The sequence below is a fragment of the Pseudomonas sp. JZ134 genome (assembly GCF_051027695.1).
Classification (GTDB): Bacteria; Pseudomonadota; Gammaproteobacteria; order Pseudomonadales; family Pseudomonadaceae; genus Chryseomonas; species Chryseomonas luteola.
The window spans coordinates 2,925,121-2,940,453 of record NZ_CP069250.1 but is presented as its reverse complement, the minus strand read 5'-3'; the positions used below and the strand labels follow the sequence as shown (position 1 = coordinate 2,940,453).

General features: G+C 56.6%; 12 protein-coding genes and 1 pseudogene. 2 read left to right on the top strand and 11 right to left on the bottom strand.

Annotated elements, in window-relative coordinates:
* Nucleotides 1-41 precede the first annotated feature (41 nt).
* The gene (locus tag JQR86_RS13675; protein ID WP_434153737.1) at nucleotides 42-431 is read left to right on the top strand and encodes a hypothetical protein; all 390 of its coding nucleotides are present in this window, start codon (nucleotides 42-44) and stop codon (nucleotides 429-431) included.
* A gap of 624 nt (nucleotides 432-1,055) precedes the next feature.
* On the opposite strand, the gene JQR86_RS13670 is transcribed toward JQR86_RS13675, so the two are convergent.
* The 10 genes and pseudogenes from JQR86_RS13670 to JQR86_RS13625 form a co-directional block, all read right to left on the bottom strand.
* Nucleotides 1,056-1,928: a DMT family transporter gene (locus JQR86_RS13670; RefSeq protein WP_434153736.1), complete on the bottom strand. Its 873-nt coding sequence runs from the start codon at nucleotides 1,926-1,928 to the stop codon at nucleotides 1,056-1,058.
* Nucleotides 1,929-2,236: 308 nt separating this feature from the next.
* Entirely contained in the window at nucleotides 2,237-4,174 is a 1,938-nt protein-coding gene (locus tag JQR86_RS13665; RefSeq protein ID WP_434153735.1) for an ATP-binding protein, read from the bottom strand.
* Nucleotides 4,175-4,464: 290 nt separating this feature from the next.
* Nucleotides 4,465-7,728: a PAS domain S-box protein gene (locus JQR86_RS13660; protein ID WP_434153734.1), complete on the bottom strand. Its 3,264-nt coding sequence runs from the start codon at nucleotides 7,726-7,728 to the stop codon at nucleotides 4,465-4,467.
* Nucleotides 7,729-7,957: 229 nt separating this feature from the next.
* On the bottom strand, nucleotides 7,958-8,617 hold the full coding sequence (locus JQR86_RS13655; protein WP_239382922.1) for an ion channel: 660 nt from the start codon (nucleotides 8,615-8,617) through the stop codon (nucleotides 7,958-7,960).
* 90 nt (nucleotides 8,618-8,707) lie between these two features.
* Entirely contained in the window at nucleotides 8,708-9,631 is a 924-nt protein-coding gene (locus tag JQR86_RS13650) for an SdiA-regulated domain-containing protein (RefSeq protein ID WP_434153733.1), read from the bottom strand.
* 117 nt (nucleotides 9,632-9,748) lie between these two features.
* Nucleotides 9,749-10,627, bottom strand: coding sequence for a lipid kinase (locus JQR86_RS13645; RefSeq protein ID WP_122043198.1), 879 nt, complete (start codon nucleotides 10,625-10,627; stop codon nucleotides 9,749-9,751).
* 201 nt (nucleotides 10,628-10,828) lie between these two features.
* Nucleotides 10,829-11,245, bottom strand: coding sequence for a hypothetical protein (locus JQR86_RS13640; RefSeq protein WP_434153732.1), 417 nt, complete (start codon nucleotides 11,243-11,245; stop codon nucleotides 10,829-10,831).
* 76 nt (nucleotides 11,246-11,321) lie between these two features.
* Nucleotides 11,322-12,326, bottom strand: coding sequence for an alpha/beta fold hydrolase (locus JQR86_RS13635; RefSeq protein ID WP_407363009.1), 1,005 nt, complete (start codon nucleotides 12,324-12,326; stop codon nucleotides 11,322-11,324).
* 130 nt (nucleotides 12,327-12,456) lie between these two features.
* Complete coding sequence (locus tag JQR86_RS13630) at nucleotides 12,457-13,164, bottom strand: methyl-accepting chemotaxis protein (RefSeq protein ID WP_434154917.1); 708 nt, start codon at nucleotides 13,162-13,164, stop codon at nucleotides 12,457-12,459.
* 228 nt (nucleotides 13,165-13,392) lie between these two features.
* Nucleotides 13,393-13,602 (bottom strand): annotated as a pseudogene (locus JQR86_RS13625) (methyl-accepting chemotaxis protein); the annotation flags it as partial.
* Nucleotides 13,603-14,272: 670 nt separating this feature from the next.
* Here JQR86_RS13625 and JQR86_RS13620 point away from each other — a divergent pair.
* A complete protein-coding gene (locus tag JQR86_RS13620) occupies nucleotides 14,273-14,455 on the top strand; it encodes a hypothetical protein (RefSeq protein ID WP_010797496.1) in 183 nt (60 codons plus the stop codon).
* A gap of 54 nt (nucleotides 14,456-14,509) precedes the next feature.
* Here the strand turns inward: JQR86_RS13620 and JQR86_RS13615 are convergent, their stop codons facing one another.
* Nucleotides 14,510-15,217 (bottom strand): DUF3053 family protein, encoded by a 708-nt coding sequence (locus tag JQR86_RS13615; RefSeq protein WP_150347831.1) that lies wholly within the window; start codon nucleotides 15,215-15,217, stop codon nucleotides 14,510-14,512.
* Between the last annotated feature and the right edge of the window lie 116 nt (nucleotides 15,218-15,333).

The window sequence follows — 15,333 nt, the reverse complement described above, 5'->3', positions numbered from 1 at the left end:
ATGCTTTAAGTAGTACAGCATTGCCCTGATGGAGTAACAGTATGGCTTTAGAAACCGACAGCGATCCGTTTGATCAACGCCAGCAGTTGACTCTGGCGGCCGAAGCCCTAGGTTGGAAGGTAGTCGATTGGGCGCAGGACATACCCATCGTCAGGGATGAAAACGGCGAGAGCTTCCAGTGGCTTCCCCATATCGACGACGGTGAGTCACGTCGACTTCAGATACGCCTGGGGATTCACCTGTCCTACAACCCCCACGAGAAAACCATGCGCGTCAGTTGTCCCCTGTGGGACGTAGAGGACCTTACCTTGGATTGCGAGGAGGCGGACGCTTTGGAAATGGCGCGCTACATGGTAGTGCTCTTCGCAGCGCTGTCTACCGGCGTGGAGATAAGCAGTCTGGATGCTGCGCAGGGGCTGTTGGGCTATTGACCTGAACACGTCTGGAAATAGATGTCTCAGTGAGAGAAGGGGGGGAAACAAAGGAGCATGCGCCGCTTGTATACCCTCCTGTTTCGGTCCTGCCTGCCAGGGCCGGCTCTTTCAAACCCTCGCTTCATGCAAAAACTTGCAAACATCTCTCGCTCTCTCTGCTCTGAAAAGTTTGATATATCTATGCGCCGTGCAAGGAGACAGGCGTCCTGAACCGTGGCGCTTGCTTGTAGAGCCATCCTTGCATGAACGCTATGGCTCGCCGTTTGGCTTCATCTACCCGTGAAGTCGTTGACGGGCAACTCTATTATTCAGTTTGAGAGACATGAACTCAGAATCTGCATATCCAGCTGTTTCAAAAACAAACCGCGGATATCCTCGTAAAAGACCCAGCTCTACGGCTTGGTTTGCCACACTTTCCACCTTGTTCGGTATCTTGTTGGTTGTCACGATCGCAATGCCCAACTAATGCCAGGCCGTCCTGCCGTTACTGAGTCTGATGCGTCGCATCCATAGCCTATAAAGAGAGATGGAAAACACGTATCAGACCTGTTTATTACGAAACCTCAATAAATAAGCCCGTGCCAGAAGGGCGGTAGAAACCGTCCTTCTGGCACGGCTGCGTCAATTATTGGTAGGTTTATTTTGACGGAATACCAATACCAGCCCTATAAGGATGGCCATCATTCCCATACCACCTTGTGCGTCGACCCGGTGACCAAGAATCAGGTAATCCAACAGCGTTGTCACAAGTGGCACCAGATAAAACAGACTGGTTACGTTTACCAGATTGCCGGCTTGTACGAGTCGATAAAACAGGAGCTGTGCAAGAACGGAGATGACGACGGCCATCCAGAGAACGGATGTCACAAGCTCCGAGGACAACTCAAACCTGATGGGCTGGAAGGGGACGAAAAGCAGGCAGAGTACCAGGCTGATACCGACCTGCAACGGCAAGACGTCCGCTGGGGGCTGACTCAGGCCTTTCTGCAGAATGGCACCAATCGACATGCACAAGAGCGCTGCCAGCGCATACAGAATTCCACTCAAGGACAGATGCGCCATCGCCAGGCTGCGGTAGACGAGCAGAGACAGTCCACCCAGGGCCAACAGCAGGCCCGCCAGCCGACGGGGTGATAATCGTCTTTCAACCAACACCAGGGTAAGAATGGGTTGTACACCCAGAAGGGTAGCCAGGACTCCCGGCGTAACGCCTTTATCCAGAGCCAACAGATAACAAATGCTATAGCCGCCGATAAGCAGTGCTCCGGTGAGGGCTACCCGGCTGCGAGAGCCCGGCGATGGCAACCAGCGTCGCCGCCAGAGCCCCATTAGCAAGAGCACTGTAAACGCAATGAGGAAGCGTAACAGCAGGAACGCGAATGCAGGAGCGTGGGTAACGCCCACGTGAGCGAATAACGCGCCGCTGCTCCAGAGCAGCACGAACAACCCTGTGGCGCTATTGGCCACAAGCAGGGTTCTTAATGAACCTAACATTGTCATTTCACCTGTCAGTACGAAAAGCAGGCTCCAGCCAACGGCCTGTGGTAGGCAGTTCCGATCAAGACTGGAGAAAGAAAACGGCTGTAATCAGCCGAGCGTCATCAGGCAGCGACTACTGCCACGACAACCGGAGGGGATACGACAGGTGGTGCGAGGGAGAAACGCGCATGCAGGCATGCCACGTCCGGTGCGGACGAGGAGGAGAACTGGCCTGTATGCAGATGATTCATGGTAGCGTCAGCCAACAGCTGGCAAATGATTAAGAAACATTAGCGCCTCCGCTGGCAGTGCGCAAGCCACAATCAGTCTTCCAGAATAATTTCCTTGATCCGGCTGGCCAGCAATTCCATTGGGAATGGTTTGGTCATGACGTGCATGCCTGCCTCAAGGTTGCCATTTCCCACGGCTGCATTTTCCGCATAGCCGGTGATGAACAGTATCTTGAGATCAGGGCGTGCCTGGCGGGCCGCATCGGCCATCTGCCGCCCGTTCATGCCGCCGGGCAGGCCCACGTCCGAAATCAGCAGGTCCAGGTGCGTATCGGAGAGCAGTATCTTCAGCCCCGAAGCACCATCGGCCGCTTCGATGGCGGCATAGCCCAACTCTTCGAGCACTTCAGTGATGAGCAGGCGCACCATCGGTTCGTCGTCAACAACCAGAACGGTCTCGCCGGTGCTGGCACGTGGGGCGCGCATCAGTTCAGTCTGCTGAGGCTCTGGTTTGCTCTCTTCCAGATGGCGCGGCAGATAGATCCAGACCGTGGTGCCTTTACCAGCTTCGGAATAGATGCGTGCTTGCCCGCCTGACTGCTTGGCAAATCCGTAAATCATGGACAGGCCCAAGCCGGTCCCCATGCCGATGGGCTTGGTCGTAAAGAACGGGTCGAATGCCCGCGCTACGATTTCTGGGGTCATGCCAATGCCAGTGTCCATGACTGCTATGGCAACGTATTGCCCAGAGAGCATGTCCTGTTCATGGGCATCACGCTCATCGACCCAGATATTGGCGGTACGGATTGTCAGCTGGCCGCCGTCCGGCATGGCATCCCGTGCATTGATACATAGATTGAGCAGGGCACTTTCCAGTTGGTTCGGATCGCACAGCGTTGACCAGAGATCAGAGGAAAGGCTAGTGGTTACCGTAATCTCCGGGCCTACCGTCCTGTCGATCAGGTCCTGCATGCTTTCGATCAGTGTGTTGGCCTGGGTCGGTTTGGGATCGAGCGTCTGGCGACGGGAGAAGGCCAGCAGCCGGTGGGTCAGGGAGGCCGCGCGGTTGGCGGCCGTCTGGGCGGCGGTAATATACCGATCGATATCCGTAGCGCGACCCTGGGCCACACGCATCTGGATCATCTCGAGGCTGCCGGAGATGCCTGTCAGCAAGTTATTGAAGTCATGAGCGATACCGCCAGTAAGCTGGCCCACCGCCTCCATTTTCTGGCTGTGTCGCAATAATTCTTCGGCGCGGTTGAGTGCTTCGCTTTGCTCTTTTTCGGATGAAATATCGCGCACGGTGGCATAAATCTGATCCCCTCGAGCCACGGCATTCCAGGACAACCAGTGATAGGTGCCATTCTTGTGCCGGTAGCGGTTCTCAAAGCGAAAGACCGTGTCGCCCCGTTGCAGCATGTGCAGTGCCTGGGCGGTGCGCTCTACATCGTCCGGGTGGACAAATTCACTGAAGGGCTTGGAATGCATCTCCTGATCCGACCAGCCAAGCGTTTTGGTCCAGGCCGGGTTAAGGCTTACAAAATAGCCTGCAGCGTTAGTTGTACACACCAGGTCAGGGGTTGTTTGCCAGATCTGGTCGCGCTCACGGGTACGTTCCTCTACGCGACGCTCCAGTGTGTCCATCAGGTCGTTCAGGCGAATCAGGTTCTTTCTGAGTGCAGCGCACACTGCCACGATGCCGAAGTTGACGAGGATGAACAGGGCGTTGGCTGCCCACTGGAGCAGATCAAGATCGAACGTGAAGGGGGTAGAGACAAACAGGTAGGCCGCTGCAAGGGCAGCAACAACGGTGGCGAACAGACCAGGCCCCAGGCCCAGCGTGAAGCCGATAATCATTAGAAGCGGAATGAATAGCAGGTATGGCAGGCCCAGGACAGGCAGGGCCAGACGAACGCCTGCACTGACAATGACAGCCGCCCCGGCAACAGCATAGCGCAGGGGGGTAGGCCATTCATGGCGTAATACCCACTGTTGCAGGCGATCAAAGAGCGTTTCTTTCTTTTGCTGCAAGGTTCCGGTACCTGTTCAAGCTCAAGTCTATGACTTGGGCTTGCCACGCTAAGGATATAGAACGGAGGTTACGACGTGTAAGGGCACGCTCGTAAATGATCCGTAGTCACTCGTGTTGGACACACCGATTGCGATAAGGTCCCGACTCGTTCAGGTTGAGGCCGTAGCGTAATCCTGACAAGTGACAGAACGCCCTATCCAACTGCAAAATGGTCGGGCATTGGCATATAGCGATTGGCGCCTCATTTTCTTGGGGTCGCGCTCAGCATTGTTCCTTTGGACGCAACCTTTCACCGCTTCTTGAGGATAGTGTCCAGACGGGTTGCCAGCAACTCCATGGAAAAAGGCTTGGTCATGAGATACATCCCGTCCTCCAGGTTGCCATTGCCTACTACCGCATTTTCCGCATAGCCGGTAATAAACAGAACCTTCAGATCCGGGCGTTGATGGCGGGCGGCATCGGCCATCTGGCGGCCGTTCATGCTCCCTGGCAGTCCTACGTCCGAAATCAGCAGATCGATATGGGTGGAAGAGGAGAGTATGTCAAGCCCTGACGCGCCGTCAGCCGCTTCGATTGCCCTATAGCCCAGCTCCTCGAGTACCTCTTTGATCAGCATGCGTACGGTGGGCTCATCATCAACGATAAGTACGGTTTCACCCTTTTCCGTGCGCGGTGCCTCCCCTGATCTAACCTGCTCCGCACCGGCCTCGACCGAGCCTGCATAGCGGGGCAGGTAGATTTTCATGGTGGTGCCCTTGCCCGGCTCCGAGAGGACACGTACCTGACCGCCGGACTGCTTGGCAAATCCGTAAATCATGGAAAGACCCAGCCCGGTACCCCTGCCGATAGGCTTGGTTGTAAAGAACGGGTCGAAGATACGCTCTATGATTTCCGGCGACATGCCTGTGCCCGTGTCGGATACTTCCGTCACGATGTACTGACCCGGATTCATGTCGCGCTCATGGGCGCTGGTCTCATCCAGGTAGCGATTTTCGGTTCGAATGAGCAATCGGCCACCATCCGGCATGGCATCTCTCGCATTAATGCACAGATTCAGCAGGGCGTTTTCAAGCTGATGGGGGTCACAGAGCGTGGGCCAGAGTGTTTCACTGAGATCGGTCGTGATACACACGGCTGGTCCTACGGTACGTGTGATCAACTCACGCATGCCTTCGATCAGCTGGTTGGCCTGGGTCGGTTTGGGGTCGAGCGTTTGGCGACGGGAAAAGGCCAGCAATCGGTGGGTCAGGGCCGCGGCTCGATTGGCAGAGTCCTGAGCGGCGGTGATGTATTTGTTTACATCGCTCAGGCGCCCCTGGGTCAGGCGCGTCTTGAGCAGGTCCAGGCTACCGGAAATTCCGGTGAGCAGGTTGTTGAAGTCATGGGCCAGACCGCCGGTGAGCTGGCCCACAGCTTCCATTTTCTGGCTATGGCGCAACCGTTCTTCCGTCTGATGCAGGACTTCGGCCTGCGCCTTTATCGTAGTGATATCGCGTGCAATGCTGTGGAACAGTCCATCACGACGCTGGGAGTTCCAGGATAACCAGCGATAGCTGCCATCCTTGTGCCGGTAGCGGTTCTCGAAGTTTGACAAGACCTGGCCGTTGGCGAGTAGCCGCTTGGTTTGCACGGTATGTTCCAGGTCGTCTGGGTGGAGAAAATCCTTGTAGGGGCGTGCTTTCAGCTCTTGCTCCGACCAGCCCAGGGTTTCGCTCCAGGCAGGGTTGAGGTTGAGAAAGTAGCCTTCCGGACTGGCGGTGCAGACCAGATCTGGCGTGGTGCGCCAGATTTGATCGCGCTCGCGGGTACGTTCCTCGACACGTTGCTCAAGGGTCTCGTTCAGCTCCCTCAACTGGCTCTTGCTGGCCTTGAGCCGGTCTTCAGCTGCCTTGCGAGCCGAGAAATCAATGGTTACGGCAATAATAGAGCGGGGATTGCCTTCATCATCGTTCAGACAGGTCAGATTGCTATTGGCCCAGACGATAGTGCCATCGGGTCGGAGGTAGCGCTTGTCGAGGCGAGTCGGCTGTCGGGTGGCCAGGACATGTTGAAGCGCCTCGAGCGTCCTGGGCTGGTCTTCAGCCAGGGTAACGGTCTTTGCGGTTGTGCTTAGTATCTCTGTGCGAGAGCGACCCAACAGGCGGCAGAGCTCGTCATTGACCCGTAGAAAGCGGCCGTCGAGGCTGATCTCGGACAGGCCTACCGAGGCTTCGTCGAAAATGGAAGCCAGGCGGGTTTCGCTTTCCTTCAACGCCAGCTCAGCACGGGTGCGTTCGGTGATGTCGCGGCCAATGGAGAGCAGTTTTTCAGGCGTGCCGTCTGCGCCTGGTATGCAGGAAATGGCAATATCCCACCACTTGGGTTTGCCTGTGTGGGTAGGGCAGTAGCCCTGGAAACGTCCTGTCCCTCCGGCACGAGCACTTGCGATGGCGTTGCGTGCCGCCTCCAGATCCGCGCCTTTCCATACCCGGAGCCACGGCTTGCCCAGTACGGAAGAGAGGTCCGTAATCTCCATGGACTCTATACCGCCGGGGCTCACAAACTGAGTATGTCCTTCGAGATCCATGATCACGATGCAATCCTGACTCGAGTTGAGAATCAGGCTGTTCATCTGGCGAGAGATGCGTAGCGCATTCTCGATAGAGTGATTCGCAGTAATGTCCCGCGAAATGGAGAGCAGCTTTTCAGGCCTCCCATGAGAGCCGAGGATAGGCGTGACCTGTACATCCCACCACTTAGGGGTTCCTGCCAGGGTATTGGCCTGCCCGATAAACCGGCCAACCTGACCCGCGCGGGCCAGCGTCATGGCCTCTTTGGCTTCCTGGCTCCCCTTGTCTTGCCAGAAGGTCGGCCAGGGGCAACCCGCAATGGCATTGAAGTCGCTGACTTCCATAGCGTCCTGGCCGTTTGGGCTCATGTAAAGCAGTTTGCCGTCAAGGTCGAGCACCTTGATGCAGTCGTCAGAGGAGGCCAACACGCTGCGCAGGAACTCGGCGTCGGCCTGCTGAGCTTCAATCACTTTTTGCTGCCGGGTCTGATCGCGCAGGATCTTCAGAAAACCCAGGTGGGTTCCATCAGCTGTCCGGAGCGGCATCATCTCGCCATTAGCCCAGAACAGGGCGCCGTCCTTTTTCTGGTGCCAACGCTCATCACTGGCGCGACCTTTTTCCAGGGCGCGTTGCATCTCGCATTCGGCGCGCTGCTGGAGTTGGTCCTCTACGGTGAAGAGGCGATTGATAGAGGTCCCTAGTATACTTTCGGCTGTCCAGCCAAAGACCTGCTCTGCACCAGAGTTCCAGTGAGTAATGCGACCGCACTGGTCGGTTGTGATGATCGCAAAATCGACAGCACTGTTCAGAATATCCTGATGGCGCTGGTTCTGTTGGTGAGTCGTTTCGGCAACGGCCTTGAGCGCCGTATTTTCGGCTTCGAGTTCGGCGATACGCAGACGCAGATGTTCGTTTTCGATGGTAGTCATGCCGGTATAAAAAGAAGGGTGCGGTACGCCAGGTACCTGGCGGTAGGGGCCAATGCCTTGCATGAGTAGCAGCACACAGGCACAGCTTCGCTCACGATCAGGTCACGAATGGATGACGTTGGAAAGGAAGGGGATTGGTGAATGACCCAGTCTATCCAGCACTTGAGAGACTGTCTATCACGCCGGCTGCCCAACCGTCGGCCTGTCTGGGTAACAGGTATGTAGGCGGGATGATATCGATGGGCTATCGGTGTGTCAGGTGCTAAAAGCCGGACTGTCGTTTACAAGGACCGACCGGTTAGTTCTAGCGTTTGATGACTGTCAGGCTGATCAGGCGAGCCACTACCAATGTGATGTACATGACGCCTGCAAACTCCTCGAGCATTACCAGCCCGCGGGCAAGCGGTGAAATAGGCAGAACATCACCCAGCCCTACGCCGGAAAGCGTGGTAAAGCTCAGGAACAGCAGTTCCATCCAGGTCCGTGGTGCCTCAGGGTTCTGCATGGCGGTAAAGCTGCCCGGCAGGAGCAGCTGGCAGACGGTAAAGGTATAGGCAAACGCCCACGCCAGCAGAGTAAAGGTTGCGCCTACGGCAAACAGTTCATCGGTCGATGCGCGCTGATCTTCCATCATGTAGGCAATCAGGCTGGCGGCTGCGTAAAAGTAAAAGGCACCCTCCAGCAGGGCTGAGGCAACCGTGACGGCCTGGTTGGGCCAGATCTCGCTGACGATAGCCAAGCACAGGATGAGCGCGGCCAGAATGAAGGCAATCGAGTGGAGCATTGGACTGCGGCGAACCATACGCAGGGCAGCGACCAGCACGATGACGCCAAACGCGCCAAAGACGGCTCGCCCACCCGGCATGTTCTCCATGAAGGGATAGAGCACGATGCCCAGTAACTGGATAAGTAACAGGCTTGCAGACGGGTAGCGAACCAGATACGTAACGAGGGTAACTTTCATTCAGGGCACGGGCAGGATGGAAACGCCATACAGCGTAACCCGGCAGCGCAAGGCTCACCAGAGCCTTGCGGATAAAGAGCTCGACAAGGTCTATGACTTCTTCTTGAAGGCGTAGAACAGGTTAGGCTCACTGATCACATACAGGTTGCCCTGATCATCCATTGTCATGCCCTCAGCCTGGGGAACATCCTTGGCAAGCCCCTGATTACCACCCCTCAAGCTGAAGGAGCTGACCGGCTTACCGTTGGCGTTCATTTCCACGATCATCTTGGATTCATCAGACAAGGCCAGCAGATGGCCTGTACTCGTATCATAGTGAAGGCTGGACAGGTCGGTCACAAACAAATCCCGGTCGCGCTGTGCGTTGACATGCACGTCGATGTCGATCGGCTGGTCGGGCGAGGCGGTCAAAAAGCCGTTGATCTCGAAGATGCGGACCGGGTCCTTTTCCTTGGCAACAAAAAGGCGCTGCTCCTTGGGGTCGTAGGCCAGGCCCTCGAAGCCTTTGTTGCTGTTATCCGCTGCGCTGAGCGAAAACTGTTTGGCATTAGCTGGGTCGGCAATATCGATCACCTGGGTCTGATCATTGACATGCACTTCGATCAGACGATGGTTACGTTCCTCTGTAATCAGGAGGACGCCGGGACGAATGTATTCGATCGCTTCCGGATCACCGAAACCCCGCAGCGGAATACGACGCAGCACATCACCGGAGAGCGAAAGCTCGATAAGGTGCGAGTCTTTGTTGGTTACTGTAAAAAGCGTCTGGCGGCTGGCGTCGAAGGTCAGCGCTGACATGTCTTCGTCATTACCCAGCGGCTTGGCATCGATTGTGACATGGTAGTCAGGCAACCACAGGGCTTGCCCTTGGGCCTCCTTGGAGCTGAAGCGCTGTTCCAGACGGAACCAGACCTGCTCAAACAGGCGCTGGTGGGCACCTGCGGTTATCGCGGCTGCCACTAGCAAGCAGGCCAAGGCCGTTGCCATCGTTTTGGAGGAGAGAGCGTTCTGCATGTTAGGTCAGGTTCAAAATTCTGGGCGTATAGCCTACGGGGGTTGGGCTTAACTGAAGCTGAATAAGGCAGGTGCGAGTGTTTCCGATTCTTTCACCCATGGTTCGATAGGTGCGCTCTATGGACGATAAATCCTGAGCGCTTTGGGTTTGATAGAAAAAAGAGCGGGCGTGTAGGTGGTCAGCTCACCATCAGTATTGATGGGCATGGGTTTGTGGGTATTCAGCCGGATAGCGGTTGTCTGAAACGCCCTGACCTTATCTGCCTTGCCATGGGTGCCCTTGCGCAGGCTGGGCAGCAATGCGATCAGTTCCCACCAATGCCTGACCTCAAGGCTATAGAAATCCAGGCGTCCATCGTCGGCGGTTGCGGACTCTTCCACCGTCATGCCACCGCCATAGTGACGGCCATTGCCCACGGATGCCTGGACCGTTCGGACCTTTTCCACCTGTCCGTCATGTTCGATATACAGGGTGAAACGGCGAAAGCGGCGCAGTAGCCGAAAGGCGGTCAGGCCATAGCCGAGACTGCCCCATTTCTTCTTGATATCCGCGGTCAGCTGATCAGCCAGATCGGCACTGAAGCCAATGCTGGCGACGTTGAGAAAGACATGATCGTTGACGACACCTACATCGATGGCTCGCAGCTGCCCCCGCACAATGATGTCGACGGCCTCGAGCGGGTCCTGAGGAATATTCAGTGTCTTGGCTAGGTCATTGGCAGTGCCGAGCGGCAGGAGGCCGACGGGCAGGCCAGCCTCAATCAGGGCGGGAGCTGCGGCGTTCAACGTGCCGTCGCCGCCGCCGACAATGATCAGGTCGCATCCCTTGGCCTGTCTGATCTTCTCGCTGATGGAAAGGTTTTCCCCTCCGGTAGGTTCGACTACGGTTATTCCGCCCTGGCTGAGCTTTTCAACGATAGGCGTGTAGGATTCACTCCCACGGCGGGCGCGTTTATTGATCAGCAGAAGGGCGCGGCGGGTTTCGGTAGCGGTCATTGCGTCTGAGATCCCCTATGACTTGTTTATCTCTGACACTTCACGTGTAGGTCTGTCCGAGGGATGGAACGCGAGAGTGCCCCGTTCTGACAACTGCCTGCGAGGCGGAGTTGTTTCAAAAGATCAGTGAAGCCTTACGTTGCGTGATCATCCGCTCAGACTGACGTTAAAAGCATAGCTAGCAGGTAGGACCCGACGGTTTCAGGCGCGAGGGCTGACACGGGCGCTTTTGAGCAGCCGGTAGTCCTGCCACAGGATCACGGCCGCTGCGGCGGCGTACGCAAGGCAGGGTGCCCAATAAGCAGGATTAGCCAGCGCTTCGCTCAGGCACATGACCGCACTGATAGAAGTAAATAGCCACGACGGCATTCGCAGGACACACGCCATTGCGCTGGCCCAGAAGCGATCCCTCAGAAAGCCCAGGGGAACGCAGGCGGCAATCTGCATGACTACCAATACGAAGGTCGCAACAGCAACGGTCAGCACCACCTGATTGTCGGGCGTTTGTGCGTCACGAATAGGGATGAGCAGCGTGCCCAGGCGGGTATGGCTCAAGGCGGTATAAGCCAGGAGCAGCAGGGCGCTGGAGAAGATGATGCGGGCTGGTATCGAGTTCATTGAGCGTCGCGTTACAGGAAAAGGCGCCTATATTACCTGAGCCCGGCGCCTGTTCATGAATACTGTCCAGACAGGTTCAACCCGACGGTGTCTGTTCGGCCAAGGTATGAATAGCGTCGAGTACTGCCTGCGGTGCCAGATGATGCAGCATATGCCCGGCGCCCTCGATGACACGGAAATCCATCTCCGGCAACTCGGTATGCAGCCTGCCCGAGTGCACATGGGTATGAACCAGCCGATCCTCGCGTCCCGCCATGATGATGGAAGGTACTGTCAGCGTCTTGTAACGCTCCTTGAGTTGTAGCGTTGCGGGAATGATCAGGGCTATTTCGGCTGCGCTGGCATGAAGCTGCACAGGACGAAAGGCCATCCAGGCCGGAAATCGCTTGAAGCGGGCGGGCACTTTGGCGGGTGCAAACATCCGCTTCATCATGAGTGGCCATATGCTGCGATACAGCAGCGGTGAAACAGAGTGGCACATGAGGTCACCCACGCCGGGGATGGCCGGCAAAGCCGCCATGGGAATATCAGGGCGAACGGTCGGGTAATAATAGCCGGACAGCAGCACAAGGCCTCGGACAGACTGCGGGAGGTCGAGCCCCAGCGCCATGGCCACCAATGCGCCCCAGGAATGGCCGAGAACGATAGGGCGGTCGATACCCATTGCGGCAAAGGCTCGATTGAACAAGTGGGCCTGTTCGAGCGGACCCCAGACAATAGACGACGGGCGCTCGCTGTAGCCATACCCTGGGCGGTCAAAGATGATGACCCGATAGGTGCGGGCTGCGTGTTCAACCAGTTCGCTCAACTCGAAGTCAGTACCCATGGTCGTGTTGCCATGCAGAAGCACAAGGGGCTGTCCCTCGCCATATTCGACGTAATGGAGCCGGATACCATCCACCTCGATAAACGTGCCTGCCGGTGGGTGCTGCTTTTCCGCCTGACGGCTGTAATGGCGGACCAGCATGGCTGATGCCGCGACGGCCAGGGAGCCCCACACAAGCGGGCCGGGGCGGGAGGATGAAGGCGTGGTTTTGCTAGGCGTAACGTGTGCGCTGTCGGTATGCCGGAGATTTTTCATGCCAGGGCTCCCGCTAAAGACAATTTAGAGTAGTCCACGGGAAAGCCGTTCGCGGTAGGGACGAATGGCACGTTTGTTTTTTACCTGAAACCAGCCATCCGCCTGCAGGGGGCGGATGGCTGTAGGTCAATCAGGCTGCGCCCAAGCGCTTGGTCAGCTCGGCCAGTCCCTGGGACAGGTTTTGCAAGTGCACCGCAGCGTCTTGTGTCTTTTCAACCTGGGCCTGGTTGGCGCTGGCAATAGCCGTAATTTCAGTCAGGTTACGAGCAATGTCTTCACTGACGGATGTCTGTTCCTCCGCTGCTGCCGCAATCTGGATGTTCTTGGCGCGCATCGAGTCGACCGAGACCGAGATGGTGTCCAGAATCGCGCCAGCTTCCTTCACCTGCGTGACGCTGCGCTCACTGATGCTCTGACCATTCTGAATGGCCTTGGCCGCATTGGCAGTGCCGGTCTGAACGTTGGCAATGATCTGGTTGATCTCGTTGGTCGAGTCGGCTGTGCGACGCGCCAGGTTACGGACCTCATCGGCCACAACCGCAAATCCGCGACCGGCCTCACCGGCGCGGGCGGCTTCGATGGCCGCGTTAAGCGCCAGAAGGTTGGTCTGTTCAGCAATGCCGTGGATGACTTCCATTACCTTGCCGATACGCACGCTGTCTTCTTCGAGCTGATTGATGACAGAGGCCGTACCGGCAATCTCGTCGCTCATGTCGACAATAGTCTTGATGGTGCCCTGCATGACGACGCTTCCGCGCTGAACAGCCTGATCGGTCTCGGTAGCGGCAAGGGAGGCTTCGCTTGCGTGACGTGCGACTTCTTGGGCAGTAGCCGACATTTCATGCATGGCGGTCGCCACCTGATCGGTACGGGAGAACTGCTCGTTGCTGCCCTGAGCCATCTGGTTGGCAATGGCGTTCAGGTCACGGTTGGCAGAGTCCAGGTCCTGGGTGCTCTGCTTGAGGCGCGTGAATGTATCGGACAGGAAGTTACGCAGAATGCTGGCGGCTCCCGCCAGTCGACCGAGTTCATCCTGGCGGCTGGATTGGATATTTACGCTGAAGTTGCCATGACTGAGCTGATTGATATGGCCGATGAGCTCACTGATCGGTACGACCAGGCGGCGATTGACCAGCCACAGACTGATAACGAGGATGGCGATACCGCCCCCAATCAAGGCGATCAGGCCTGTCAGGAAGGTGGTGTCAGCCTGCGCGCTAATTTGGGCAGACAATTCGTCACTGTGCTTGTGCAGTTTGGTGACAAGATCGGCCATCTGGGCGGTGGCGCTACGGTCGATACCTTCAACAGCCTTGTCGCCTGCCTCCGGGTCAAAACCGGCAGCCCTGAAGCGCTCGAAACCTGTGCGATAGGCTGTACCCAGCGTCTTGTGCTCGGTCTGCAGGCTTTGAATGGCTTGTGCGATAGAGCTGTCTGACCACGGTTGCTTGCTCAGGTCAGACAGGAATGCTTGAACCTTTTGCTCTTCTGCCTGGAAGGCATTCCAGTGTTTTTCGCGCTTGGCGTCATCCTTGCCACGCAAGAGGGCGTTTTTCCATTCCTGAACTTGGGTTTTAAAGTTCAGGTTGGCTTCGTCGATCAGCAAAACACTACGAATCTCATTGGACAGAAGGCCTTGATAGCGTTGAACGCTCCCGGAAAGAAATTTGAAGGAAACGATTGAAATAGCCATGAGCAGCAAGAGACTGCCGCAGAGCAAGGCAAGAACTTGAGCACGCAGGGAACGGTTAAGCATCACAGTGTCTCGAGAGAGGGAGGTACTCGTCACTGTGTCGTTGAAATAGCAAAAAACTTAATGCGATAAATATTCTATCGGCTTGATAAATTAATGAATTTTTTGTGACAGGCGTCTGGCTCGAACATTTGCCGTGAACGGCTATCCAACAGAGTAATATTCATTAACAGATAAGAACGCGAGGTGCATTATGAGTGATGAACTGCTGGCGTCCATTCACGCGATGGATCCAAGCCCGATCAACCCAGGCGGTGGCCAGGAGTCGCCCTGGCCCGATGAGCCAGTAGGGCCTGATGGGATCATTGATCACCCGGATGACGTGACCGATAACCCTGACGTGATTGATCCGGATACTCCGCTTGTCCCCAGTTGATCCATGAGAAGGCTGGGCAGAAAACCGCTGTCCAGCCTTTTTTCACCGACTTTCCTATCCGCGACCGTAAACGACCGCTACCATCTTGCGTTGAGCCTGCATGGTCGCCTGGGCCTTGGTGTTCAGGGCCTGGAGACGGGTGTTCAGCTCTTTCTGGATAGCGGGGTCGGATACTTCGATCATGGCACCGTTGACCTTGATCACGTCCTGATGGGCATTGATGTAATCAAGCGCTTCGAGCGTTGCCGTCAGGGTCTCGCTGGCAACCGGCATCATGTTTTTCATGGCTTCGGCCGGCTGGGTGACAACTCGATCATAGGCCTTGTCATAGACAGCCTTCAGATCTTCCGGCTGCTTGAAGGATTTACGCGCTTCATCCGCCTTCGCCTGTTCTTCGCTGATCAGCGCTGGCAGCTCGTTCAGTGTTTTTTGGGCAGATTGAATATCCTCGCGGCGCTGAATAGCCTGTCCCATCGAGCTGATGTTCATCTGCTTCATCGCCGTGGTCAGCGAGTCTTCGGTTCGCTTGTTGAGGGACTCGTGAAAGTGCTGCATCGCCGCATACTGGGCGCTGTATTCGCCAAAGAGGTTCTTGTCTTCGTCCCGAAGAACCGGAACGTGTACGCCGGGCTTATCGATGATGCGGGTTTGCAGGAATTCAATGAATGCCTTGCGCTGCGCCTCTTCGTTGGAGCAGGCGGACAGCAGGCAGGCGCATATCAGGGTGAAAAACAGGGCAACCGCGGGGTTACGCTTGAGCATGAGATCTCCCTATGAGCTCAAATGGAGTAGAGCCGACCTGCAACCAGAGGTCAGCCGGCGCACCGTATATAGGGGATTGGAAAGCGTGGCGAGCGGGATCAGCCGAATTGGTGAAC

What these genes read in the sequence shown, in the direction of transcription:
- JQR86_RS13675 (WP_434153737.1), top strand. Translation starts at nt 42, where the DNA reads ATGGCTTTAGAAACCGACAGCGATCCGTTTGATCAACGCCAGCAGTTG.
- JQR86_RS13670 (WP_434153736.1), bottom strand. Translation starts at nt 1,928, where the DNA reads ATGTTAGGTTCATTAAGAACCCTGCTTGTGGCCAATAGCGCCACAGGG.
- JQR86_RS13655 (WP_239382922.1), bottom strand. Translation starts at nt 8,617, where the DNA reads ATGAAAGTTACCCTCGTTACGTATCTGGTTCGCTACCCGTCTGCAAGC.
- JQR86_RS13650 (WP_434153733.1), bottom strand. Translation starts at nt 9,631, where the DNA reads ATGCAGAACGCTCTCTCCTCCAAAACGATGGCAACGGCCTTGGCCTGC.
- JQR86_RS13645 (WP_122043198.1), bottom strand. Translation starts at nt 10,627, where the DNA reads ATGACCGCTACCGAAACCCGCCGCGCCCTTCTGCTGATCAATAAACGC.
- JQR86_RS13640 (WP_434153732.1), bottom strand. Translation starts at nt 11,245, where the DNA reads ATGAACTCGATACCAGCCCGCATCATCTTCTCCAGCGCCCTGCTGCTC.
- JQR86_RS13635 (WP_407363009.1), bottom strand. Translation starts at nt 12,326, where the DNA reads ATGAAAAATCTCCGGCATACCGACAGCGCACACGTTACGCCTAGCAAA.
- JQR86_RS13630 (WP_434154917.1), bottom strand. Translation starts at nt 13,164, where the DNA reads ATGTCGGCTACTGCCCAAGAAGTCGCACGTCACGCAAGCGAAGCCTCC.
- JQR86_RS13620 (WP_010797496.1), top strand. Translation starts at nt 14,273, where the DNA reads ATGAGTGATGAACTGCTGGCGTCCATTCACGCGATGGATCCAAGCCCG.
- JQR86_RS13615 (WP_150347831.1), bottom strand. Translation starts at nt 15,217, where the DNA reads ATGCTCAAGCGTAACCCCGCGGTTGCCCTGTTTTTCACCCTGATATGC.